The 20,063-nt window shown below is 58.6% G+C and carries 22 protein-coding genes; 9 read left to right on the top strand and 13 right to left on the bottom strand.

Annotated features, from left to right (window positions below; genetic code table 11):
- Window positions 1-7: 7 nt before the first annotated feature.
- On the bottom strand, window positions 8-1,087 hold the full coding sequence (locus ACR0CA_RS11655; protein ID WP_480899156.1) for a hypothetical protein: 1,080 nt from the start codon (window positions 1,085-1,087) through the stop codon (window positions 8-10).
- Window positions 1,088-1,357: 270 nt separating this feature from the next.
- Between ACR0CA_RS11655 and ACR0CA_RS11650 the strand changes: the two genes are divergently transcribed.
- Window positions 1,358-3,541 carry an esterase-like activity of phytase family protein gene (locus ACR0CA_RS11650; RefSeq protein ID WP_480899154.1) on the top strand — a complete coding sequence of 728 codons (2,184 nt, stop codon included), beginning with the start codon at window positions 1,358-1,360 and terminating at the stop codon, window positions 3,539-3,541.
- Between the two features lie 73 nt (window positions 3,542-3,614).
- Here ACR0CA_RS11650 and ACR0CA_RS11645 read toward each other — a convergent pair whose 3' ends face one another.
- The 7 genes from ACR0CA_RS11645 to ACR0CA_RS11615 all read right to left on the bottom strand — a co-directional run bounded on the left by ACR0CA_RS11645 (window position 3,615) and on the right by ACR0CA_RS11615 (window position 10,347).
- Entirely contained in the window at window positions 3,615-3,857 is a 243-nt protein-coding gene (locus ACR0CA_RS11645) for a glycine zipper 2TM domain-containing protein (protein ID WP_480899152.1), read from the bottom strand.
- Window positions 3,858-4,109: 252 nt separating this feature from the next.
- Window positions 4,110-4,577, bottom strand: coding sequence for an Hsp20 family protein (locus ACR0CA_RS11640; RefSeq protein WP_170771055.1), 468 nt, complete (start codon window positions 4,575-4,577; stop codon window positions 4,110-4,112).
- A gap of 123 nt (window positions 4,578-4,700) precedes the next feature.
- The gene (locus tag ACR0CA_RS11635; RefSeq protein ID WP_480899150.1) at window positions 4,701-5,513 is read right to left on the bottom strand and encodes a trypsin-like serine peptidase; all 813 of its coding nucleotides are present in this window, start codon (window positions 5,511-5,513) and stop codon (window positions 4,701-4,703) included.
- Window positions 5,510-6,298: a trypsin-like serine peptidase gene (locus tag ACR0CA_RS11630; protein WP_237217300.1), complete on the bottom strand. Its 789-nt coding sequence runs from the start codon at window positions 6,296-6,298 to the stop codon at window positions 5,510-5,512. Before ACR0CA_RS11630 ends, ACR0CA_RS11635 begins: the two co-directional genes overlap by 4 nt.
- A gap of 115 nt (window positions 6,299-6,413) precedes the next feature.
- Complete coding sequence (glcF, locus tag ACR0CA_RS11625; RefSeq protein ID WP_480899148.1) at window positions 6,414-7,736, bottom strand: glycolate oxidase subunit GlcF; 1,323 nt, start codon at window positions 7,734-7,736, stop codon at window positions 6,414-6,416.
- 4 nt (window positions 7,737-7,740) lie between these two features.
- Window positions 7,741-8,841 carry an FAD-binding protein gene (locus tag ACR0CA_RS11620; protein ID WP_480899146.1) on the bottom strand — a complete coding sequence of 367 codons (1,101 nt, stop codon included), beginning with the start codon at window positions 8,839-8,841 and terminating at the stop codon, window positions 7,741-7,743.
- Between the two features lie 66 nt (window positions 8,842-8,907).
- The gene (locus tag ACR0CA_RS11615; RefSeq protein WP_480899145.1) at window positions 8,908-10,347 is read right to left on the bottom strand and encodes an FAD-linked oxidase C-terminal domain-containing protein; all 1,440 of its coding nucleotides are present in this window, start codon (window positions 10,345-10,347) and stop codon (window positions 8,908-8,910) included.
- An 82-nt stretch (window positions 10,348-10,429) separates the two neighbouring features.
- Here ACR0CA_RS11615 and ACR0CA_RS11610 point away from each other — a divergent pair, with 82 nt between their 5' ends.
- Both ACR0CA_RS11610 and ACR0CA_RS11605 read left to right on the top strand, forming a co-directional pair.
- Window positions 10,430-11,128 carry a DUF599 domain-containing protein gene (locus ACR0CA_RS11610; RefSeq protein ID WP_480899144.1) on the top strand — a complete coding sequence of 233 codons (699 nt, stop codon included), beginning with the start codon at window positions 10,430-10,432 and terminating at the stop codon, window positions 11,126-11,128.
- 35 nt (window positions 11,129-11,163) lie between these two features.
- Complete coding sequence (locus tag ACR0CA_RS11605; protein WP_170786363.1) at window positions 11,164-11,511, top strand: hypothetical protein; 348 nt, start codon at window positions 11,164-11,166, stop codon at window positions 11,509-11,511.
- 2 nt (window positions 11,512-11,513) lie between these two features.
- Here the strand turns inward: ACR0CA_RS11605 and ACR0CA_RS11600 are convergent, their stop codons facing one another.
- The 4 genes from ACR0CA_RS11600 to ACR0CA_RS11585 all read right to left on the bottom strand — a co-directional run bounded on the left by ACR0CA_RS11600 (window position 11,514) and on the right by ACR0CA_RS11585 (window position 14,380).
- The gene (locus ACR0CA_RS11600) at window positions 11,514-11,999 is read right to left on the bottom strand and encodes a flavodoxin family protein (protein ID WP_480899143.1); all 486 of its coding nucleotides are present in this window, start codon (window positions 11,997-11,999) and stop codon (window positions 11,514-11,516) included.
- Between the two features lies 1 nt (window position 12,000).
- A complete protein-coding gene (gene rlmH, locus ACR0CA_RS11595; RefSeq protein ID WP_170771073.1) occupies window positions 12,001-12,471 on the bottom strand; it encodes a 23S rRNA (pseudouridine(1915)-N(3))-methyltransferase RlmH in 471 nt (156 codons plus the stop codon).
- Between the two features lie 44 nt (window positions 12,472-12,515).
- Complete coding sequence (gene rsfS, locus ACR0CA_RS11590) at window positions 12,516-12,875, bottom strand: ribosome silencing factor (RefSeq protein WP_058276550.1); 360 nt, start codon at window positions 12,873-12,875, stop codon at window positions 12,516-12,518.
- 155 nt (window positions 12,876-13,030) lie between these two features.
- On the bottom strand, window positions 13,031-14,380 hold the full coding sequence (locus tag ACR0CA_RS11585; protein WP_170790124.1) for a mechanosensitive ion channel family protein: 1,350 nt from the start codon (window positions 14,378-14,380) through the stop codon (window positions 13,031-13,033).
- A gap of 90 nt (window positions 14,381-14,470) precedes the next feature.
- On the opposite strand from ACR0CA_RS11585, the gene ACR0CA_RS11580 reads away from it, so the two are divergent.
- From ACR0CA_RS11580 to ACR0CA_RS11555, 6 genes are all read left to right on the top strand, one after another.
- Complete coding sequence (locus ACR0CA_RS11580; protein WP_174819376.1) at window positions 14,471-14,578, top strand: isopropylmalate isomerase; 108 nt, start codon at window positions 14,471-14,473, stop codon at window positions 14,576-14,578.
- Window positions 14,579-14,621: 43 nt separating this feature from the next.
- Window positions 14,622-16,025, top strand: coding sequence for a 3-isopropylmalate dehydratase large subunit (gene leuC / locus ACR0CA_RS11575; protein WP_170786357.1), 1,404 nt, complete (start codon window positions 14,622-14,624; stop codon window positions 16,023-16,025).
- A 37-nt stretch (window positions 16,026-16,062) separates the two neighbouring features.
- Window positions 16,063-16,617: an HdeD family acid-resistance protein gene (locus ACR0CA_RS11570; RefSeq protein ID WP_170771080.1), complete on the top strand. Its 555-nt coding sequence runs from the start codon at window positions 16,063-16,065 to the stop codon at window positions 16,615-16,617.
- Window positions 16,618-16,659: 42 nt separating this feature from the next.
- Window positions 16,660-17,265, top strand: a complete 606-nt coding sequence (leuD, locus tag ACR0CA_RS11565) for a 3-isopropylmalate dehydratase small subunit (RefSeq protein ID WP_170790125.1) — start codon at window positions 16,660-16,662, stop codon at window positions 17,263-17,265.
- 327 nt (window positions 17,266-17,592) lie between these two features.
- Window positions 17,593-18,423 carry a hypothetical protein gene (locus ACR0CA_RS11560; protein ID WP_170771085.1) on the top strand — a complete coding sequence of 277 codons (831 nt, stop codon included), beginning with the start codon at window positions 17,593-17,595 and terminating at the stop codon, window positions 18,421-18,423.
- Window positions 18,420-19,448, top strand: coding sequence for an endonuclease/exonuclease/phosphatase family protein (locus ACR0CA_RS11555; RefSeq protein WP_480899139.1), 1,029 nt, complete (start codon window positions 18,420-18,422; stop codon window positions 19,446-19,448). The genes ACR0CA_RS11560 and ACR0CA_RS11555 overlap by 4 nt, the downstream gene beginning before the upstream one ends.
- 97 nt (window positions 19,449-19,545) lie before the next feature.
- On the opposite strand, the gene ACR0CA_RS11550 is transcribed toward ACR0CA_RS11555, so the two are convergent.
- Window positions 19,546-19,944 (bottom strand): hypothetical protein, encoded by a 399-nt coding sequence (locus tag ACR0CA_RS11550; protein WP_480899137.1) that lies wholly within the window; start codon window positions 19,942-19,944, stop codon window positions 19,546-19,548.
- Window positions 19,945-20,063: the final 119 nt, after the last annotated feature.

The following is a 20,063-nucleotide window of genomic DNA, read 5'->3' as shown; positions in this document are numbered from 1 at the left end:
GTCTGGCTCAACCCCCATACAAATTCTTATCATGCTTCTCGACAATCGAGGCAAACCGGCGGGCAAAGCGCTCATCCGCCTTGGCCTTTTTCTCCAGCACATCGCGGGCAAAGACCATGTGGCCTTCGTGCGCCTCAAGCATGTCGGCCATTTTCTGGTTGGTCGCGGTGCCGATGGCGGCCATCGCCGTCTGCGCCTCTTGGTCCGTCTGCACGCCGATCTCGTTGATGCGGTGGGCCACGTCCTGCTGCTGCGCGGTTTTCAGCGATTTGGTCAGGGCGTCATACAGCACCACGCGCTGTTGCGTGTCTGTCTGCAGCTTGTTGATCAGCACCATCTGCGTCGCCGCCTGGTTTTGCAGTGAATCGACCCAGGTTTTGCCCTTTTCGATATAGCGCTCCAGCGTTTGCGATTTGGCCAGCTTGACCTGTTCCTCCTGAACCTTGGCGTTGTATTGCTTGTTCAGCTCGGCCAATTCAGTCTCTAACTGGGTCCGCGCAGCGGCGTCCTGTTCGACGCTGATCTTGTTCTCAAGCGTGATAATCGTCGGGTCCATGCCTTGGATCTCGGCACGCAAGGCCTCCAACTCGGCCACGGTGGCCTCGCGATCATCCAGCGTGACGGTCAGGTTGTCCTCGACCTTCACGCGCTGTTCTTCCAGCACCGACAGTTGGCCTTCCAGCAACTTTACGATCACGTCCGATTTGGCAATCAGGTCCTGCAGCTTGTCGTCAATATTGGCTGTGCGCATCCGCTCCTGCCGCATCGACTCGGATTTGCCCTTGGCGAAGATGCCCACAAACGACTCCCACCCGGTTTTCGAGCGCATCTCGTCGAAATCCTTGGAGAACGCGTTGGTGACGTCATCCAGCCCCATAATCAGCTCAGCAATATTGGCGTTCATCACCTCGGTATGGGCATGTACGTCTTCAAGCGTGGCGTTTTCGATGTCGATATCTGCCTCGGCCGTGCCAATCTTGGCCCGCGCCGCGTCAATCCGCGAGGTCAGGCTTTCGATCTGCGACTGGCTTTCACGCACTTTCGTCTGCGTTTCTTCGATCAAGGCGTCAAATTGATGGTTCGACATCTGCTATCCCTTTTTTTGTTAAAATCCCCAATAAGATAGGCAATGTTACGCCTATTTACATCCCCTTGGGCGGAAAATTCCTGCAAAGACTGGCAAAAATACATAGCAAAAGATAGACCCTGCAATCTGGGCGCGACCTGAAACGAACAAACGCATCGCCGCAGCAAGAAGGCAGCCCATCTTGTCACCAATTTGAAACAAAACCGTCACGCCAGCGTAATGAACCACGTCCATCCCCCCTTGCAACTAAGCAAGAGAGGATACCAACCGATGTCATTGCGCTGTGTCTGTCTGACATCTGCCTTGGCCCTGACCGCCGGTCAGGCCGTGGCAGAGATGAATTTCAACCGAATTGCGTCATTTCCAGTTGTGAAGAACATGGCTGAGGGTGCGGATATGAACCGCGAAACCTCGCCTGAGATTATCGCGGCGACTGCAGATGGCATGACGCTGGTCTATACCGACAGCCCGCTGGGCGTGATCGGTATGGTCGACATCGCCGACCCGGCGAACCCGGCACCTTTGGGTGCGATGGAGGTGGGTGGCGAGCCAACCTCAGTTGGAATCGTTGGCTCGACGGCTTTTGTTGGCGTGAACACGTCGGACAGCTACACCGCACCCTCGGGCAAGCTGATCTCGGTCGATATTGCGGGCAAAGCGCAAACCGGCGCTTGTGATCTGGGCGGTCAGCCTGACAGCGTCGCAATCGCCCCGGATGCCAGCTTTGTCGCCGTCGCGATTGAGAATGAGCGTGACGAAGATCTGAACGACGGTTTCATCCCACAGCTACCTGCAGGTGAGCTGGCTCTAGTGCCATTGAAAGATGGCGCGCTGGATTGTGCGGGCATGAAAATGGCCTCGCTGACCGGTTTGGCCGAGGTTGCGCCGACCGACCCCGAGCCCGAGTTCGTGGACATAAACAGCTTGGGTGAAACCGTCGTCACCCTGCAAGAAAATAACCACATCGCGGTTATTGCCAAAGATGGCACCGTGATCAGCCATTTCTCGGCCGGCAGCGTGGATCTGGAAGGCATCGATGCCACCGATGAACGTGGCGCGCTAATCTTCACCGAAAGCCAGCCGGGCCGCCTGCGTGAACCCGACGCGGTGAAATGGATCGACGACAACCACTTCGCCACCGCCAATGAAGGCGATTATGAGGGCGGCTCGCGTGGTTGGACGATCTTCCACAAGGACGGCACCGTTGTGTATGAGAACGGCACCGAGTTCGAGAAAGCGATCATCCAAATCGGGCACTACCCCGACAAACGCTCGGACAGCAAAGGCGTTGAGCCGGAAAGCGTGACCGCAGCCACCTATGGCGGTACGCCGATGATCTTTGTCGGGGCGGAGCGCGCCTCGGTCGTGGGTGTCTATGACGCCACTGACCCCGCGAACCCGGTTCTGAAACAGCTGCTGCCCTCAGGCGTTGGGCCGGAGGGTTATGTTGCCATCCCCGAGCGGAACCTGCTGATCTCGGCCAACGAAAAAGACCTGATCGAAGATGGCGGCCCGCGCGCGCATGTTTCGATCTTCGAGTATCAGGATGCCCCCGCCGCCTATCCGCATCTGACCTCTGCCGGTGCGGATGAGCTGATTGGATGGGGTGCGCTGTCCGGTCTGGTCGCGGATGAATACGGCATGATCTATGCGGTCAATGACAGCTTTTACGGCTTCCAGCCCTCGATCTTCAAGATCGACCCCAGCCAGCAGCCCGCCCGCATCGTTGACGTCATCCGCATCCACCGTCAGGACGGCAATCCGGCACAGAAACTGGACCTTGAAGGTATCACGCTGGACGGCAACGGCGGGTTCTACGTGGCCTCCGAAGGCCGCACCGACCGTGTTATCCCGCACGCGATCTATCACGTCAGCGCGGATGGTCTGATCAAGGACCGCAAGGGTGAGATCGGCCTGCCTGCCGAACTGATGGCAGTCGAGAAACGTTTCGGCTTCGAAGGTATCACCCGCGTCGGTGACACTCTGTGGATGGCTGTTCAGCGTGAATGGAAGGACGATCCGGAAAACCACGTCAAACTGGTGGCTTACAACCTTGAGACACAGGAATGGGGCGCAGTCCACTATCCCAAGGCAGACCCGGACACTGGATGGGTCGGTCTGTCGGAAATCGTGGCCTTCGGCGACCATGTCTATGTGATCGAGCGCGACAACCAGCATGACCACCGTGCCGTGACCAAAAAGGTCTATCGCATCCCACTGTCGGAAATGACCCCGGCCCCGCTGGGCGGCCCCCTGCCCGTGGTCAGCAAAGAAGAGGTTCGCGACCTGCTACCTGACCTGACCTCAATCGGCGGGTACGTTCTGGACAAGATCGAAGGTCTGGCCATCCTGCCCTCGGGCGAGGCGTTTGTGATGACCGACAATGACGGCGTCGACGATGCCTCAGGCGAGACGATGTTCTGGTCGATCGGACAGGTGACGGCTGGGAACTGAAGCACATATTCCTAAATTAAAAGCGCCGCGCATCACCTGCGCGGCGCCAAACTGTTCAGCATGTAACTTTTCGTCAGTTGCAAGCCGACTGGCCTGCATACATTCCAAGTCCGGCACCAGCCGCGGTCGCCAGTGTTTGGCCTGATCCGCCGCCAAAGCGATTACCGACAACGCCGCCGATAGCCGCGCCACCCAAAATACCTGCTGCGCAACGCGCATCGTGTTGGACCTGGGCCTGTGTTGGCGTCGTTGGCGCGCTGCACGCCGCCAAAGCTAGCGTGCCCACAAGCAGGCAAGATATAGTTACTTTCTTCATTTCAGATTCCTTCCATTCACTCGCACTCAATTGTCCTTACTTTTGGTTTTGTAAGACCCAACGACCCCCCCACCACGGAACTGACCCAGATCAAGATGGCTGGGTTCAAGTAGCTCGTTGAACATTCAACCTCTGCACTATTGCGCAGGATAGATATTGGTTTGGGGAACAACGCCCCGCGTCTGGAGGTACGCGGGGCGTGCAGTCTGCGATAGCCCCGAGAGGCAGGACTATCGCGGTGGTCGGACGGCCTTAGTTCACGGCTTTGGCGTCAACCACGTCCTTTTCGATGGCCTGACCAGACGAAATCTGAATCCGGCGCGGTTTGAGCGCTTCGGGCACCTCGCGCTTGAGGTCGATGTTCAGCATGCCGTTCTCATGGCTCGCACCGGTCACGCGGACGTGGTCAGCCAGTGCAAAGCGGCGCTCGAACGCGCGGGTGGCAATGCCACGGTGCAGGTAGGAACGGTCCTTGTCCTCGGCGGCTTTCTTGCCGGCCACGATCAGGGCGTTTTCCTTCACCTCGACCGACAGATCGGCCTCGGCGAAACCGGCGACAGCGACGGAAATCCGATAGGCGTCAGCGTCGGTTTTTTCGATGTTATAAGGCGGATAGCTGGGCTGAGCCACGTCATTGGTCAGAACGCGATCCATCATGTCGGCGATCTGGTCAAAGCCAATGGTTGCGCGGTGCAGCGGAGCAAAATCAAAAGTTCGCATGTGTCATATCCTCAAGTCTGAGCGATCTACGATATGCCCTCCGGTTCGGACGGGCGGTTTGCTGTATCAGGCCCCGTTCGTGGCGACCCGATACAGTTCACATGGGTAACGATTTGGCCGAGTTCAACCCCCGCCGGGGCTGATGAATTTCGCACCGGAATTGGACTTGCCCGACCCGACCTGTAGACGATTGATCGAGGCTTTGGGCTGCGGTGCATCGCGGCGCAGATCGGCCTTCAGATCCGAGACAATTCCGGCCAGTTCCATGCCAAACCCAACCTTGCGGCCATTAACTGCGCCAACCGCCGAAACCACCGACAGAATCTGCCAGCGCGACCCTTTGCGCGCCAACAGGGCCGAGCCCGAAGACCCAAAGGTGATATCGCAGTTAAACAGGATTAGCCCCTGCACTCTTTGCAGAATATCGCAGGACCGTTCGCGGGTAATCGCCTCGGATCGACCCCGCCCGTACGAGGCCAGGCTGACCTCACCCCCCGTCACACGCCCGCTGTGCAAGGCAAAAGGGTCCGCAATGGAAAGAGGGATCGATTGTTCCAGCTTCATCAGGGCAACGTCGGCCCGAACGCCAGCATTCGAAAGCGATGGATGCTTGGCATAGTCGGGATGAACTGCGATCTGTACAACCTTTCGGTCTGCCAGCGATTGCCCCTGACTTAGACCCGCGCGGAACGTCACCTGCCCCGGCGCATAGGGTCGGCCCGTTGCCCTATCCAGCGCACAATGCGCGGCGGTCAGTACAATGTCCTGCGCGATCAGGGTGCCAGTGCAAAAGCCTTGGGTTCCGATATCCAGACGCCCGACCGCTTCCCAACCATAGAGGTCTTCCCGGTCGGTCAGCTTGCGCTTGGCACTTTGGGCGCTTGCGGTTGTCGCCATCACCAGCAGACACAATAGGGTCGCAAGAATACGCGTCACGGTTTGACAAACCTCGCACCCACATTGTTGCGGGCCGCTCCTGGTGGCGTGTCGGCGATGAACCCGCGCCCGGCGGATAATTCACGGTGCAGAACATCCAGTGAATCCTCGACCGTTGTGCCCACGGCCACACGTTGGCCATTGAATTCGGCCTTGGCAGCCACGACCGAGACGATGCGCGGGCGGTCGCCTTCGAACGAAAACACAGGCGCCCCGGACGCGCCGAATTCCACATCACAGGACATCACCAAAACGTCCGAACGTCGGGTCATGACCGAGCAGACCTCTTGCAACGATGGCGCTTCAGCCCTGTCCTGCGCGTATGAGACCACGCCAACCTCTTCCCCTCGCGCCGGGCGTGCGCCGGTTTCAAACGGGATGACGGTGGTGTTGCGGATCGGTTGCCACAGCTCGACCAGCGCGATATCGCTGCCAATCCGGGCAGTGGAGTCCTCGCCAAACTGGTATTCGGGATGAATGACAGCTCGCCGCGCCGCCCGATAGGCCGACGCTCGACCCAAGCGCCATGCGGCTAGAAACTCGACATCTGACAAGTCCACGCGTTGGCCAGTAACCTTGTCAAACAAACAATGCGCGGCGGTCAGTACAATAGTCGGCGAAATCAGGGTGCCTGTGCAAAACCCGGCACCGCCGATATCCAGCCGCCCAACAGCCATCCACGCGCGCCCGGCATCGGTGGTTTCCAGGCTTTTCAACCTTGAATCCTGAGCCATTGCGGCCATGGGCATCAGCGCCAGTGCTAAGACCTTGATCCAGTTTCGCAAGCGGTTCTCCGGCGTAGCTTCGACTTATCCTCCTACGCAGTGCGTAAGGCGAAATTAGGGCGCTCGCTTGACAGCCGGGTTCTGAACGCGACCAGTGCGTCGCGGGAACAGATACCTACCTTAAGATCGGCACCTCGCGGTCCGGCCTGTGGTCCTGCTGCATGGCCCTTGGCAGGGGCCCTCCGGTCGTCCAGTCCAACAACTCGACCGTGTGCAGAATCGGAACCTCGGTAGCCGATCCGATCTGCATCATACATCCGATGTTGCCTGCGGCAATCACATCAGGGTTACCAGCCTCCAGCGTCCTGACCTTGCGTTGTTTGAGTTTCCCGGAAATCTCAGGCTGCATCAGGTTGTAGGTTCCGGCGCTGCCACAGCACAGATGGCTGTCCGCAGGTTCGACCACAGTAAACCCTGCACGTTTCAAAAGGTCCTTGGGATAGGTTTTGATTTTCTGACCATGCTGCAACGAACAGGCTGCGTGATAGGCCACAGTCAGACCCTTTTCGCCACCTTCGGGCATATCCAGCTGCATCAGTAGCTCGCTGATATCCATGGCAATCTCCGACACCCGCGCCGCATCTTTGGCCAACGCGTCATTGCGGAACATATGCCCGTAGTCCTTCACGGTCGTTCCACAGCCCGAAGTGTTGATGACGATGGCATCCAACCCGTCCCCGTCCATCTCGGCCACCCAAGCGCGGATATTGGCAGCGGCCGCTTTGTGGCTGTCATCGGACTTGCCCATGTGATGCGTCAGCGCTCCACAACAGCCCGCACCTTCGGCCACGACAACCTCACACCCCAGCCGGGTCAGCAAACGGATAGTGGCATCGTTGATATCAGTGTTCAGCGCCTTTTGCGCGCACCCCGTCATAAGCGCCACACGCTTTTTGTGCGCACCCTTGGGGGCAAAGCTTTGCGGGTCGTCGTTGCGACTGACCGGAGGGATATGTTTTGGCGCCATATCCAGCATCGCCCGCAACCGCGCATCTGGCATCAGGAATTTGAACGGACGGCCCAGCTTAGCCCCGATCAAAGCCCAGCGGAACCGCATCGGATAAGGCAGGATCTGCGCCAGCACCCAGCGCAGGGCGCGGTCGGTGAAGGGCCGTTTGTAATTCTGTTCGATATATTCACGCGCGTGATCGACCAGATGCATGTAATGCACACCGGACGGGCACGTGGTCATGCAGGCCAGACAGGACAGGCAGCGGTCGATATGTTTGACCGTTTTCTCATCCGGCACACGCTCGTTTTCCAGCATGTCCTTGATCAGGTAAATCCGCCCACGCGGGCTATCCAACTCATCTCCCAACACCTGATAGGTGGGGCAAGTGGCGGTGCAAAACCCACAATGGACGCAGTTGCGCAAGATCTCGTTCGAGCGCTGGATCTCCGGGTCTTGCAGTTGTTTTTCGGTGAATGTTGTCTGCATCTGTTTACCCCATCAGACCCGGGTTGAATAACCCGCGCGGGTCGAAACGCTGTCGAATGCCCTGTGTCAGAGCCTGAATTCCGGCGTTTTCCGGCTGAAACCGCCCCAGGGCCTCAACCGTTTCGGCATCGGCCCTGACCAGGGTCGCGTGACCTTCAAAAGCGCCGATGCGTGCGCGCAGGTCCGTGCCTTTGGGCACCAGCGCCCAGATCAGCCCGCCGCCCCAGTCATAGAGGGTTCGATCCGCTCCAATCCGCTGCGCAATCCCGGTCGCATCCGAAGGTTTGACCGAAATCCGCCACACATCCCCATCCACACCATGAAACGCAGATACGTCCCGAATGGCCTGCCACCGCTCGACCGAGCCATCGATCTCAGCAATCTCTCCGAAACCGGCCAATGTCGATTTCAACTGCTCAACGCGATAGGCGACAGAGTCCGTGAACCCTTCGACCCTCAGAAGAACCCGCATCTCTTGCGGGTCATAGGCCGCACCCGACACTTCGAACGGGGATTTCAACGCCGCTGACATCACCGCAACAGCCTCGCTGACATCATCAGCGCGCAAGGCCAATGTCGCCACCGCCTCTGGCTTGGGCAGCACTTTCAGCGACACTTCGGTCAGAACACCCAACGTGCCCCATGACCCGCCCATCAGTTTGACAAGATCATAGCCGGTGACGTTTTTCATCACCCGCCCGCCATTCTTGACCACATGGCCCTTGCCATCGACATATCGCACGCCCAACAGGAAATCACGGCAAGCCCCGGCCTGAATGCGGCGCGGGCCTGAGATATTAGCGGACACGACACCGCCAATGGTCGGCGCACCATTCGTGCCCAACAGACCGCGATGATCCATCGGTTCAAACGCCAATTGCTGCCCTTCGGCCTCTAACGCCGCCTCGACCTCGGCCACCGGAGTACCGGCCTGCGCCACAATCGTCAGCGCACCCGGCTCATACAGGGAAATACCGCTCAGTCCGCCGGTTTCGATGGTCATCTCAGGCCCGCCGATCCCGCGGGATCCACCACCGGCAATTCGCACGGGGCCCTGCAGCCCGGCCACTATTTCGGCCAGTTCGGCCTCTGTTTCAGGTCTCATGACACTTCTTCTGTTCAAAAATACCTCGGGGGAATCGCGGCTTGCCGCGATGGGGGCAGCGCCCCCTTACTCGGCTGCAATCCGGTGCGCCTCAGACACATCCAGCGGGAACACCTTGGCCGGGTTCAGCAACCAGTTCGGATCAAACACATCCTTGACGGCCATCTGCGCTTCAAGGTCCGCTGGCGCGTATTGATGCGACATCAGATCCCGCTTTTCGATGCCCACACCATGCTCGCCGGTCAGGCAGCCACCTACATCCACGCACAGCTTCAGGATTTCCGCGCCGAACGCCTCGCATTTCTCAAGATCGCCAGGCTTGTTGGCATCAAACAGAATCAGCGGGTGCATATTGCCGTCGCCCGCGTGGAATACGTTGCCCACCGGAAGGCCATATTCCTCGCTCAGCTCTCCGATACGGCGCAACACCTGGGGCAATGCCGAGACCGGGATGGTCCCATCCAGACACATATAGTCGTTCATCTGCCCCATCGCGCCAAAGGCGGATTTTCGGCCCAACCAGATTTTCGCGCTTTCCTCAGCCGACTGACTTTCGCGCAGCTCGACCGGATTGTGACGCTTGGCAATCTCTATGATTTTGGTCAGCTGATAGTCGATCTCGGCCTCTGATCCTTCGACCTCGACAATCAGCAAAGCATGGCAATCGGGATAGCCCGCCTGCGCAAAATTCTCACACGCCTTGATGCACAGTGTATCCATGAATTCGATCGCCACCGGCAGAATGCCCGATTTAATAATGTCAGAGACACATTGCCCGGCGACTTCGTTATCATCGAACCCCATCAGCACGGGCCGCGCACCCTCGGGCTTTCGCAGAATTCGCAACGTTGCCTCGGTCACAACGCCTAACTGCCCTTCCGAACCACAGATCACGCCCAGCAGGTCCAACCCGCCCGCGTCCAGATGCGCGCCGCCGATCTCGACCACGCTGCCGTCCATCATCACCATTTTGACGCCCAACAGATTATTTGTGGTCACGCCATACTTCAAACAATGCGCCCCGCCCGAATTCATTCCAATGTTGCCCGCTATCGCACAAGCCAGCTGCGATGAAGGATCAGGAGCATAGAAGAAGTCTTCCGCCTCCACCGCGCCGGTCACGCTCAGGTTGGTGCGGCCGGTCTGCACGCGGATGATGCGGTTGTCATAGTCGGTCTCCAACACAGCGTTCATCCGGGCAATGCCCAGAATAACACTGTCAGCCGTGGGCAACGCCCCACCCGCCAGCGAGGTACCCGAGCCGCGCGGCACCACCGGAACCCCCTCTTCATTGCAGATGCGCAGCACGTCCGAAACTTCGCCGGTCGTAGACGGCAGCACCGCCAGCATCGGAGGGCAACGATAAGCTGTCAGCGCGTCGCATTCATAAGCGCGCGTCTCGGCCGGGTCGTGAATAACGGCGTCTTCAGGCAGCACTTGCAGCAAACGGCGCAACACCGCATCCTTTCGGCGCAGAACGTCAGGGTTAGGCGTCGGCATTTCCATGGCTGATCCTCCAGTTTGGTAAAATAATATTACCAATTTTCCGATCTGGCAAGTTTTTCCCGTAAAACGTAGGGTCCAATGCATGTCCTGGATTTATCAATCAATGCCCTTCGCACCGTTGGATTTCGTCGGTATCGCCCTGCTGATCGGCGCGTGGCTGGGGATCGGCTGGCGGATCGAAAACCCGTCACCGAACAAGCCCTCGGTTGGAATGATCATGGACGACTACCGCCGAGACTGGATGAAAGAAATGGTGACCCGTCAGCCGCGCATGTTTGACGCGCAGGTCGTCGGCACGATGCGGCAGGGCAGCACGTTCTTTGCCTCAACCACGATGATTGCCATCGGGGGTGGACTAGCTCTGCTGGGCAACACAGAGCGCCTGGCCGGGCTGGCGCAGGATCTGGCACTGGGAACCGCGCCCGCGCTGGTGTGGGAGATCAAAATTCTTGTGATCCTGCTGTTTTTGGCGAATGCTTTTCTAAAATATGTCTGGGCACACCGGTTGTTTGGCTATTGCGCCGTATTGATGGCGGCTGTGCCAAATGACCCTGAAGAGCCCGCCGCCTATCCACGCGCCGCCCAAGCGGCCGAGATTTGCGTCACCGCCGCGCGTAGTTTCAATCGTGGTCTGCGGGCGACCTATTTTGCGCTGGCTTCTGTTGCATGGATCTTGGGCCCCTATGCGCTGATTGCGGGCACGGTGATCACGCTGGCTATGCTCTATCGGCGTGAATTCGCGTCGCATTCCCGCACAATTCTCCTCAACACCGGATCGTGATCCCTCAGTTCACCACAAAAGGTTAAGCTCATATCATGAGATATCTTGTTCTGAGCGCCCTTCTGGCCACTCCGGCCCTTGCAGATGACCCCGTGATCGAAGCCGTCACCGCGAAATCAAACGGTGGCACATGGCGATTCGATGTGACCGTCTCACATCCTGAAACCGGATGGGATGACTATGCAGATGGCTGGCGTGTGCTGGATATGGAGGGGAAAGAGCTGGGACTGCGCGTGCTGCATCACCCGCATGAGAATGAACAGCCCTTTACCCGCTCACTAAGCGGTGTGGCGATCCCGGCGGGCACGTCGCAAGTGCAGGTACAGGCCCGCACCAATACGGATGGCTGGGCCAAAAATACCTTTGTGGTCGACCTGAACTGAAGTCAGAACACGCCCATCTGCAAACCGGCGGCCATGGCAAGACCCAGCTCGCAGCAATTTTCAAGCTGGTCGTCGGGGATGGTTTTCTCGGCCAGAATCGCCTCAGGTGTTTGCGCATGGGTGCAGATGATCAGCGGCGGCTGCACCTCTTTCAACCGCCAACCGGTTGCGATGCGGGCGGTTTGTCGCGCGGCGTTTTCGCCATCAGACCCGGCGCAGATCATCTGCGCATAGGGGCGGCCTTCGATCCGACCCAGCACCGGATAATAGCTGCGGTCGAAAAACTCTTTCATCAGACCCGAAATAGCGGCCAGATTCTCGGGCGCGCAGAAGATATAGCCGTCGGCTTGCAACAAATCTTCGGGTCCGGCCTGATCGGCGGGTTTCAGAACCACATCCGCCTCATCCCCTGCAGCCTTGGCTGCAGCTTCGGCCATTTGCCGGGCCCCGCCGGTGCGCGAATGGTAAATGATCAAAAGCTGCGCCATATCAGACCCGGTGATAGGGGCCGCCCGACAAAATGGTTGCGGCCCGATAGAGTTGCTCGGCCAGCATCACACGGACCAGCATATGGGGCCATACCATCGAACCAAATGAGATCGAAAAATCCGCCTCGGCACGCAGATTAGGGTCTATTCCGTCTGCCCCGCCGATGATCAGCGCCAAATCTTGCCGCCCGGCATCGCGCCAGCCGCCCAGCTTTTTGGCAAATTCCGGCGAGGACATCACACGGCCCCGTTCGTCCAGAGTACAGATGACCGCGCCTTTGGGCAGCGCCTTGCGAAGCAGCGTCGCCTCGGCGCCCATTCCAGCGTTTTTCTTGTCTTCAACCTCGATCACCCGCGCAGGACCAAGGCCCAAAGCGCGTCCGGTCCGGTCAAAGCGTGTCAGGTAATCGTCAAGCAGGGTCTTCTCGGGTCCGGCGCGTAATCGCCCGACCGCAACTATGCTAATCCGCATATCTCTCTCGCCTCCGGCCTTTCAATACAGGCCGGGATAGCGCCTCAGTTCGCCGAGGCGCTGCCGCCCTGAGGCAGCCACATCTTTTCCAGCTGATAGAATTCACGCACTTCGGGGCGGAAGATATGGACGATAACGTCGCCCGTATCGATCAGCACCCAGTCGCCGGCGTCCTTGCCTTCGACCTTCGAGGTGAAACCGAATTCCTGCTTGATGCGATCCGTCAGCTTTTCCGCCATGGCCGAGACCTGACGGGTCGACCGACCCGAGGCGATCACCATGTGATCCGCAACAGAAGACTTACCTTGCAGGTTAATCTGCACGACGTCTTCGGCCTTGTCATCGGAAAGTGAGGAAAGGATACGCTCAAGCAGCTTGTCGCTGATTGACTGAGAGTGGGCCATCACGCTGGCCCCGTCATCGGCGGGCAACCCCGCCTGGGTATGTAGAGACAGGACATAGTCCTCCTTTGCTGCGCGCCATCAAATCCCGGCGCCGGGGTACTAATAAGGTAACAAGGGGAATGCAACATTTCAATGAACGCGCCATCAACGCAGCGTCAATCCTCTACGATCTGTTGCGGGTCTGCGTCGGGCAGCAGGCGCACCTCGCGCTGCGGGAAGGGCAGCGAGATACCCTCGGCCTGAAACGCATCCCAGAGCGCTAGGTAGACATTGCCGCGGATATTGGTCAGCCCCTTGGTTGGGTCGCTGATCCAGAACCGCAGCACGTAGTCGACGCTGCTGTCCCCGAATCCAGTGATATGGCAGACCGGTTCATGTAGACCGCCACTCAGCACGCGGGCCACGGACTTCACTGAACGGATAGCGGTGGCGCGCACCTTGTGGGGATCGTCGCCATAGCTGGTACCAAACTCCAGATCCAGCCGCACGAACTTGTCGGAATGCGACCAGTTCACGACCTGACTGGTAATCAGATCTTCGTTCGGGATCAGGTATTCCCGCCCGTCCCGTGTCACGACCGAGACATAACGCGCGCCCAGCGCGTTGATCCACCCAAACGTATCCCCCAGCGAGATCACGTCGCCCGGCTTGATCGAGCGATCCATCAAGATGATGATTCCCGAGATCAGGTTAGACACCACCTTTTGCAGCCCAAACCCGATGCCCACACCGATCGCACCAGACAGCAGCGCGATTCCGGTCAGGTCAAACCCTAGCGTCCGGATCGCAGCCATGAAGACGGCCCCATACAGAACCACCTGAATGCCTTTGGCCAATAGCACCTGCATGGAAGGCGTGATGTCATCATTGCTTTTCAAACCACGTTCGGCTGCGCGCGTACCCACACGCGCCAACGTCAGCAGAACACCGATCAACAGCGCCGCCTTGATGATCCCCAGCACCGAGATATGCAGATCTCCAATAGAAATCGCGACTCCGTCCAAAAACTCGGCCACGTCATCAGTCAGATTCAGGGCGACAAGCGTTGCATAGACCCACATGGCCCATTTGAAGATCCGCCGCAGCGTCCGGTTGCGCACCAGTCGCGCCGCCAGCGCTATGGCCAACCACGCCGTCGCCAAAGTCGCGATAACGCCAATGATATAACTGCGGGACGGCCATGTGATCTGCTGCATGACCAGATACAGTGCCCAGGACAGCAACACGAAATAGACCAGCGTCAAGCGCTGCATCAGCTGTACTAAAACGCGCAAACGCCATTTGGGCCACCCAGTGCGCGCCCGCGCCCAAGAATCCCACCGGCCTTGCGTGAAAAGCTTAAGGCCAAATGCCAAAGCCCATAGCAATAGAATGATCACCAGCTGGTGCTGACGCCAGCCCGGCGTGACCACCAGTTCAAGAAGGTTTTCGAATTGCACAGAAAAGCCCGCGACCATGTTGTCATAAAGGTCCGACAGCGAGCTGGGGATCAGGTCTTGATTCATACCTGCAGCTTGGACAGCACAGCCCCATGATGCAAGCCTGACGCGGTTTTGAACCTTGATTGACGGCAATGGGCAATATATCTGGACGCCATGAGACTCACCGTAGCCCAGATTCAGAACCTTGAAGATCGCGCCCGTCTGCGCGAACGGTTCTATGGGGCTGCCCGCACGGTTCTGGCCCGCCTATCGGCGGCCTAAGCCACCTCGCCAGCCAATTCTCATTACATACGGGAGAGGACCGATGTCCCCCAAAACACTCTATGACAAGATCTGGGATGCCCATGTCGCGCATGAAGCCGACGATGGCACCTGCCTGCTGTATATCGACCGCCATCTGGTACACGAAGTGACCAGCCCTCAGGCCTTCGAAGGCCTGCGCATGGCGGGCCGCAAGGTGCGTGCGCCGGAAAAAACCATCGCCGTGCCGGATCACAACGTGCCCACCACGCCGGACCGCGTGAACGGGATCGAAAACCCGGAATCACGCATTCAGGTCGAGGCGCTGGACAAGAATGCCAAGGATTTCGGCATTCACTACTACCCGGTGCATGACGTCCGTCAGGGCATCGTCCACATCGTCGGCCCCGAACAAGGTTGGACCCTGCCCGGCATGACTGTTGTCTGCGGCGACAGCCACACCGCCACCCATGGCGCGTTTGGTGCTCTGGCCCACGGCATTGGTACTTCTGAGGTTGAGCATGTTCTGGCCACGCAGACTCTGATCCAGAAGAAATCCAAGAACATGAAGGTGGAAATCACCGGCAAATTGCAGCCGGGCGTGACCGCCAAGGATATCACTCTGGCCGTGATCGGTGAGACCGGCACAGCAGGCGGCACCGGCTATGTTATCGAATATTGCGGCGAAGCGATCCGCGATCTGTCGATGGAAGGCCGCATGACCGTCTGTAACATGGCGATCGAAGGCGGCGCCCGCGCGGGTCTGATCGCCCCCGATGAGACCACGTTCGAATACGTCAAAGGCCGCCCCCACGCCCCGAAAGGCGCCCAGTGGGAAGCCGCAATGGAGTGGTGGAAAACGCTTTACACCGATGAAGGCGCGCATTTCGACAAGGTCGTGACCCTGCGCGGCGAAGATATCGCGCCCGTGGTGACATGGGGCACCAGCCCCGAAGACGTGTTGCCGATCACCGCAACCGTGCCGAACCCCGAAGATTTCGAAGGCGGCAAAGTTGACGCGGCCCGCCGCTCGATCGAATACATGGGACTGGAAGCCGGTCAGAAGCTGAGCGACGTGGAAATCGACACCGTCTTTATCGGGTCTTGCACCAATGGCCGGATCGAAGATCTGCGCGCCGCTGCTGAAATCCTCAAAGGCAAAAAGATCAAGGACGGGATGCGCGCAATGGTCGTGCCCGGTTCGGGTCTGGTCCGATTGCAGGCCGAGGAAGAAGGTCTGGCCGACATCTTCAAAGAGGCCGGTTTCGAATGGCGTCTGGCAGGATGTTCGATGTGTCTGGCGATGAACCCCGACCAGTTGCAACCGGGCGAGCGCTGTGCCGCGACCTCGAACCGTAACTTTGAGGGTCGTCAGGGCCGCGGAGGACGCACCCACCTGCTGAGCCCGGCAATGGCTGCCGCAGCGGCCCTAACAGGACGGCTGACAGACGTCCGAGACTTGATGTAAGGTACCCTCATATCTAGATATTTGAGGGATTGAACAAATGAGTGACTGGATCAAATGGCTGCTGCTTGGACTTCTGTCCATCGTGTTTGGCATCTTTGTGCTGGGCGCGCCGGCGGTGGCGTCGATTGCCGTAACGGTGGTGACGGGTGTGTTGCTGCTGATCTCGGGCGCGTTGCAGGTTGTCGGCGGCTTTACCGTCGAAGGCACGGGTAACAAAATCCTGTCACTCATCATGGGTGTGGTGATGCTGTTTCTGGGCTGGTCCTTTCTGGGTCACCCGTTGCAGGGCACGCTGACGCTGGCCACCGTTTGTCTGATCCTGTTTCTGGCAGGCGGAATCGCCCGAGTTATCCTGTCGTTCCAGATGCGTGGCACTCAATATTTCTGGGCCACGCTGATCTCTGGCATCATGTCGATTGTCCTGGCGATGCTTATCTGGCGCTTTGCCACAGTCGAGCCTGCGATCATGCTGCAATTGCTGGGCATTCTATTGGGCATCGAGATGATCTTTAACGGGCTCGGCCTGGTCTTTATGGCGTTCTACGTCAAAGACGCACCCAAAGACGAAACAACAGAAGCGAAAGAAGCTTAAACGCGGGGCACGGGCGCGGCCCTCTCCCGCAGGAGTGTGAACATGGAAAAGTTTGACAAAGTCCACGGGGTGGCCGCCCCAATGCCACTGATCAATATCGACACCGATATGATCATTCCCAAAGTGCACCTGAAAACCATCAAACGGTCTGGCCTTGGCGTCGTGCTGTTCGACGAGATGCGCTATCACGACCATGGCGGCGAGAATGAAGAATTCGTTCTGAACAAACCCGCCTATCGCAACACCGAGATTCTGGTGGCAGGCGACAATTTCGGCTGCGGCTCGTCGCGGGAACACGCGCCCTGGGCGATCAAGGATTTCGGCATCAAGGTTGTGATCTCGACCAGCTTCGCGGACATCTTCTTCAACAACTGCTTCAAGAACGGCATCCTGCCCATCGTCGTCGAAGAAGAGCATCATGCGGTTCTGATGGATGACGCGCACAAGGGCGAGAACGCCCGCATGACTGTGCATCTGGAAGATCAGAAGATCACGACCTCGGACGGCGTCGAGATCGAATTTGACATCGACCCTCACCGCAAGCACTGCCTGCTGAACGGTTTGGACGATATCGGCCTGTCGATGGAAAAAGAACATCATATCGACAAATTCGAAGAGCACGCCTCTCAGGCGCGTCCGTGGGTGTGATTCTTTTAGACATCGTATGCAATGCAACTTAAAGGGGTCGCTTCGGCGGTCCCTTTCGCATTCTTGGGGTCTGAAATTCAGCAAACACAACATGTTGCGGTGACCTTAAACTAGACGACGGTTTTGCGTCAGGAATGATGCAAACCAGCACCAGTTTTGCCATCTTTTTGCCTCAAATGGCGTGTTTTCTGCACCTTGGCTTGAGCGAATTGCCTTGGGGGGTCAATGTTGGCGCTAATGAGGCATCCGTCAAAATAATCAATGACGGGCACAAGTTGGAATGAAGTCGGCAAAGATCGGCCCGTCCAGTTTGAAAGGGTTCGGAAAGTGATTGCGCGCACAACAGGGGCGGCAATTCGGGGCATTCTTGTTGCACTTGTGGTGCTGACCCCCGCGTTGTATCTGCCCGTATCGTCAACGAATGGGACCGAGATCGTCGTCTTTCTCGCCATTCTCGCATTTTTTCTGACCTTTGCCGAATATAACTCGGCCTTTCCCAGCTTTATCGAATTCCGCGATGCGCCGCCGGTGAACCGGTTGCGCTTTGTCGGGTTAGTTACAATGGTCACCTTCCTGACGCTGATCTGCAAGAACGCCTATATGCCCACCAGCCTGACCGAGGTTTTCTATTCGGTCGGCCTAGGTATCGCGAATATCGTGGACTTCCCCTATTCTCCGGTCCGCCTGATCGTCCTGATCCTGCCGTCAGGGGCAAGTGCGCCACTGACCGAGCTAGTGCGTATTTCCGCCAGCGTCGCCTATGTCGCCGCCTTGGCGACCATCGCGGCTTTTGCTTATGCGGTGAAGCTGCGTGGTTGGCCAACCGGCAACGGTGCATTCAATGTCTGGACAAATCTACCGCTATTCGACCCGACCAAGGGCGGCGACGTCGTCACCCGGCTGCAACGGGACGGACGGCTGAACATCTCGATCGGGGTGCTGTTGCCCTTCCTGATCCCGGCGTTGATCAAGATACTGACGGAATACGCCGATCCCATCTCGCTTAATAACCCGCAAACCCTGATCTGGACGATGAGCGCATGGGCCTTCCTGCCCGCTAGCATGATCATGCGCGGGATGGCGACTTTGCGGATTGCCAACCTGATCGTCGAAAAACGCCGCGCCTACTCCACAACCGAGTCCACTCAGGCCGCATGATCCGTGCCCTGATCCTTCTGCTGCTGCCGATCATGGCGCAGGCAGAACCTTTACGCGTGGCCACCTTCAACACCGAACTCAGCCGCGACGGGCCTGGACTGTTGCTGCGCGATATCCAGCGCGGCGAAGCACAGGTTCAAGCGGTGGTAGAGGTCCTGTTGGCGGTTCAGGCCGATATCGTCGCGTTGCAGGGGATCGACTGGGACCTGAACGGTCAGACGATCCGGGCGCTGACCACGCAAGTGTCATCACAGGGGCTGAGCTATCCGCATATCTATGCCGCCCAGCCGAACTCTGGCCTGGAAACCGGGCTGGATATGGATGGCGATGGCCGCACATCAGGGCCCGGTGATGCCCAGGGCTGGGGCCGGTTCACCGGTCAAGCGGGGATGGCAGTGTTGTCGCGCTATCCCATCACCACGGATCAGGTGCAGGAATTTACCGCGCTGCGCTGGCGCGACCTGCCGAATGCCAAGTTGCCGCTGGTCGATGGGCGACCCTTCCCCTCCACCAACGCGCAGGACATCCAGCGACTTTCGTCCGTGGCCCATTGGGCGGTCCCAATAGAAACCCCACAAGGGCCGCTAACTTTGATGACCTTCCATGCTGCCCCTCCGGTGTTTGATGGGCCAGAGGATCGCAATGGTCTGCGCAATCATGATGAGATCATGCTGTGGCGCGCAGTTCTGGATGGCGATCTGGGACAGGCCCCCAATGGCCCTTTCATCATCGCCGGGGATGCAAACCAGGATCCGACGCAGGGTGAAGGCCTCAAACTGGCGATCCACAGCCTGCTGACCGACCCGCGCCTGACCGACCCGCGTCCGCAGGACCCTACCGGTGCATTGACTACGGTCACATGGAAAGCGGTCGGGGATCTGAGGGTCGACTATGTTCTGCCCTCGGCCCACTGGACCGTGCAGCGCGCGGGCGTGTACTGGCCCAAACCGGGCACGCCAGAGCGGGACGCGGCCGAAAAAGCCAGCCGCCACCGGCTGGTCTGGGTCGACATAGACATGGACTGAAGAAAAAAGGGCCACCAAGCGGTGGCCCAATTTCAGGTCGAGGATTGTCAATTACCCGGACAGACTCGTTACTATACAGACTTAAAAATCGAAAAACTTACGTGCGCGGCGTGCCGGGTGCGGACGCCCCCCCCGTTGGGTCACGCCCATCTCCGGTCGAGGTGCTGTCGCTTGGATCGCGCCCTCCGTCAGGGTCACGCCCACCGCCGGATGTCGAACTGTCGCTTGGATCACGCTCTTCCCCCGGAGGGGTGCAAGGAACAGACGCCGTTCCAGCAACCGAGGAATCATCACAGCCTTCCGGTGGAGGCGGCGGCGGCACACAGGGCTCGGTTGCCGTACCTGCGGGTGATGAACCGTCCGAGCATCCGATAACGTCACCATACTTGTTGAAAATCGGCTCAGCCTGAATGGGCTGCGGAGCCTCGGTTTGACTGCACGCCGCCACAAATGTCAGGCAGACCGCCGTAGTCCAAACTTTCGAAAAAACTTGCATTCACTTGTCCTTTATCACGGGATCCAGAACAGACCCCAACACCCCAAAAAGAAAACTCATAACCCACTGTGAACTTTGGAAAGTGCAGTGCCTCTTCTGGATTGCCTGAATTTAGATTT

This window comes from Ruegeria sp. F12, from assembly GCF_056533885.1.
Note: the sequence above shows the minus strand (reverse complement) of the source record. Positions and strands in the feature narration are given on the sequence as shown.

What these genes read in the sequence shown, in the direction of transcription:
- ACR0CA_RS11655 (WP_480899156.1), bottom strand. Translation starts at nt 1,087, where the DNA reads ATGTCGAACCATCAATTTGACGCCTTGATCGAAGAAACGCAGACGAAA.
- ACR0CA_RS11650 (WP_480899154.1), top strand. Translation starts at nt 1,358, where the DNA reads ATGTCATTGCGCTGTGTCTGTCTGACATCTGCCTTGGCCCTGACCGCC.
- ACR0CA_RS11645 (WP_480899152.1), bottom strand. Translation starts at nt 3,857, where the DNA reads ATGAAGAAAGTAACTATATCTTGCCTGCTTGTGGGCACGCTAGCTTTG.
- ACR0CA_RS11640 (WP_170771055.1), bottom strand. Translation starts at nt 4,577, where the DNA reads ATGCGAACTTTTGATTTTGCTCCGCTGCACCGCGCAACCATTGGCTTT.
- glcF (WP_480899148.1), bottom strand. Translation starts at nt 7,736, where the DNA reads ATGCAGACAACATTCACCGAAAAACAACTGCAAGACCCGGAGATCCAG.
- ACR0CA_RS11620 (WP_480899146.1), bottom strand. Translation starts at nt 8,841, where the DNA reads ATGAGACCTGAAACAGAGGCCGAACTGGCCGAAATAGTGGCCGGGCTG.
- ACR0CA_RS11615 (WP_480899145.1), bottom strand. Translation starts at nt 10,347, where the DNA reads ATGGAAATGCCGACGCCTAACCCTGACGTTCTGCGCCGAAAGGATGCG.
- ACR0CA_RS11610 (WP_480899144.1), top strand. Translation starts at nt 10,430, where the DNA reads ATGTCCTGGATTTATCAATCAATGCCCTTCGCACCGTTGGATTTCGTC.
- ACR0CA_RS11605 (WP_170786363.1), top strand. Translation starts at nt 11,164, where the DNA reads ATGAGATATCTTGTTCTGAGCGCCCTTCTGGCCACTCCGGCCCTTGCA.
- ACR0CA_RS11600 (WP_480899143.1), bottom strand. Translation starts at nt 11,999, where the DNA reads ATGGCGCAGCTTTTGATCATTTACCATTCGCGCACCGGCGGGGCCCGG.
- rlmH (WP_170771073.1), bottom strand. Translation starts at nt 12,471, where the DNA reads ATGCGGATTAGCATAGTTGCGGTCGGGCGATTACGCGCCGGACCCGAG.
- rsfS (WP_058276550.1), bottom strand. Translation starts at nt 12,875, where the DNA reads ATGGCCCACTCTCAGTCAATCAGCGACAAGCTGCTTGAGCGTATCCTT.
- ACR0CA_RS11585 (WP_170790124.1), bottom strand. Translation starts at nt 14,380, where the DNA reads ATGAATCAAGACCTGATCCCCAGCTCGCTGTCGGACCTTTATGACAAC.
- ACR0CA_RS11580 (WP_174819376.1), top strand. Translation starts at nt 14,471, where the DNA reads ATGAGACTCACCGTAGCCCAGATTCAGAACCTTGAAGATCGCGCCCGT.
- leuC (WP_170786357.1), top strand. Translation starts at nt 14,622, where the DNA reads ATGTCCCCCAAAACACTCTATGACAAGATCTGGGATGCCCATGTCGCG.
- ACR0CA_RS11570 (WP_170771080.1), top strand. Translation starts at nt 16,063, where the DNA reads ATGAGTGACTGGATCAAATGGCTGCTGCTTGGACTTCTGTCCATCGTG.
- leuD (WP_170790125.1), top strand. Translation starts at nt 16,660, where the DNA reads ATGGAAAAGTTTGACAAAGTCCACGGGGTGGCCGCCCCAATGCCACTG.
- ACR0CA_RS11555 (WP_480899139.1), top strand. Translation starts at nt 18,420, where the DNA reads ATGATCCGTGCCCTGATCCTTCTGCTGCTGCCGATCATGGCGCAGGCA.
- ACR0CA_RS11550 (WP_480899137.1), bottom strand. Translation starts at nt 19,944, where the DNA reads ATGCAAGTTTTTTCGAAAGTTTGGACTACGGCGGTCTGCCTGACATTT.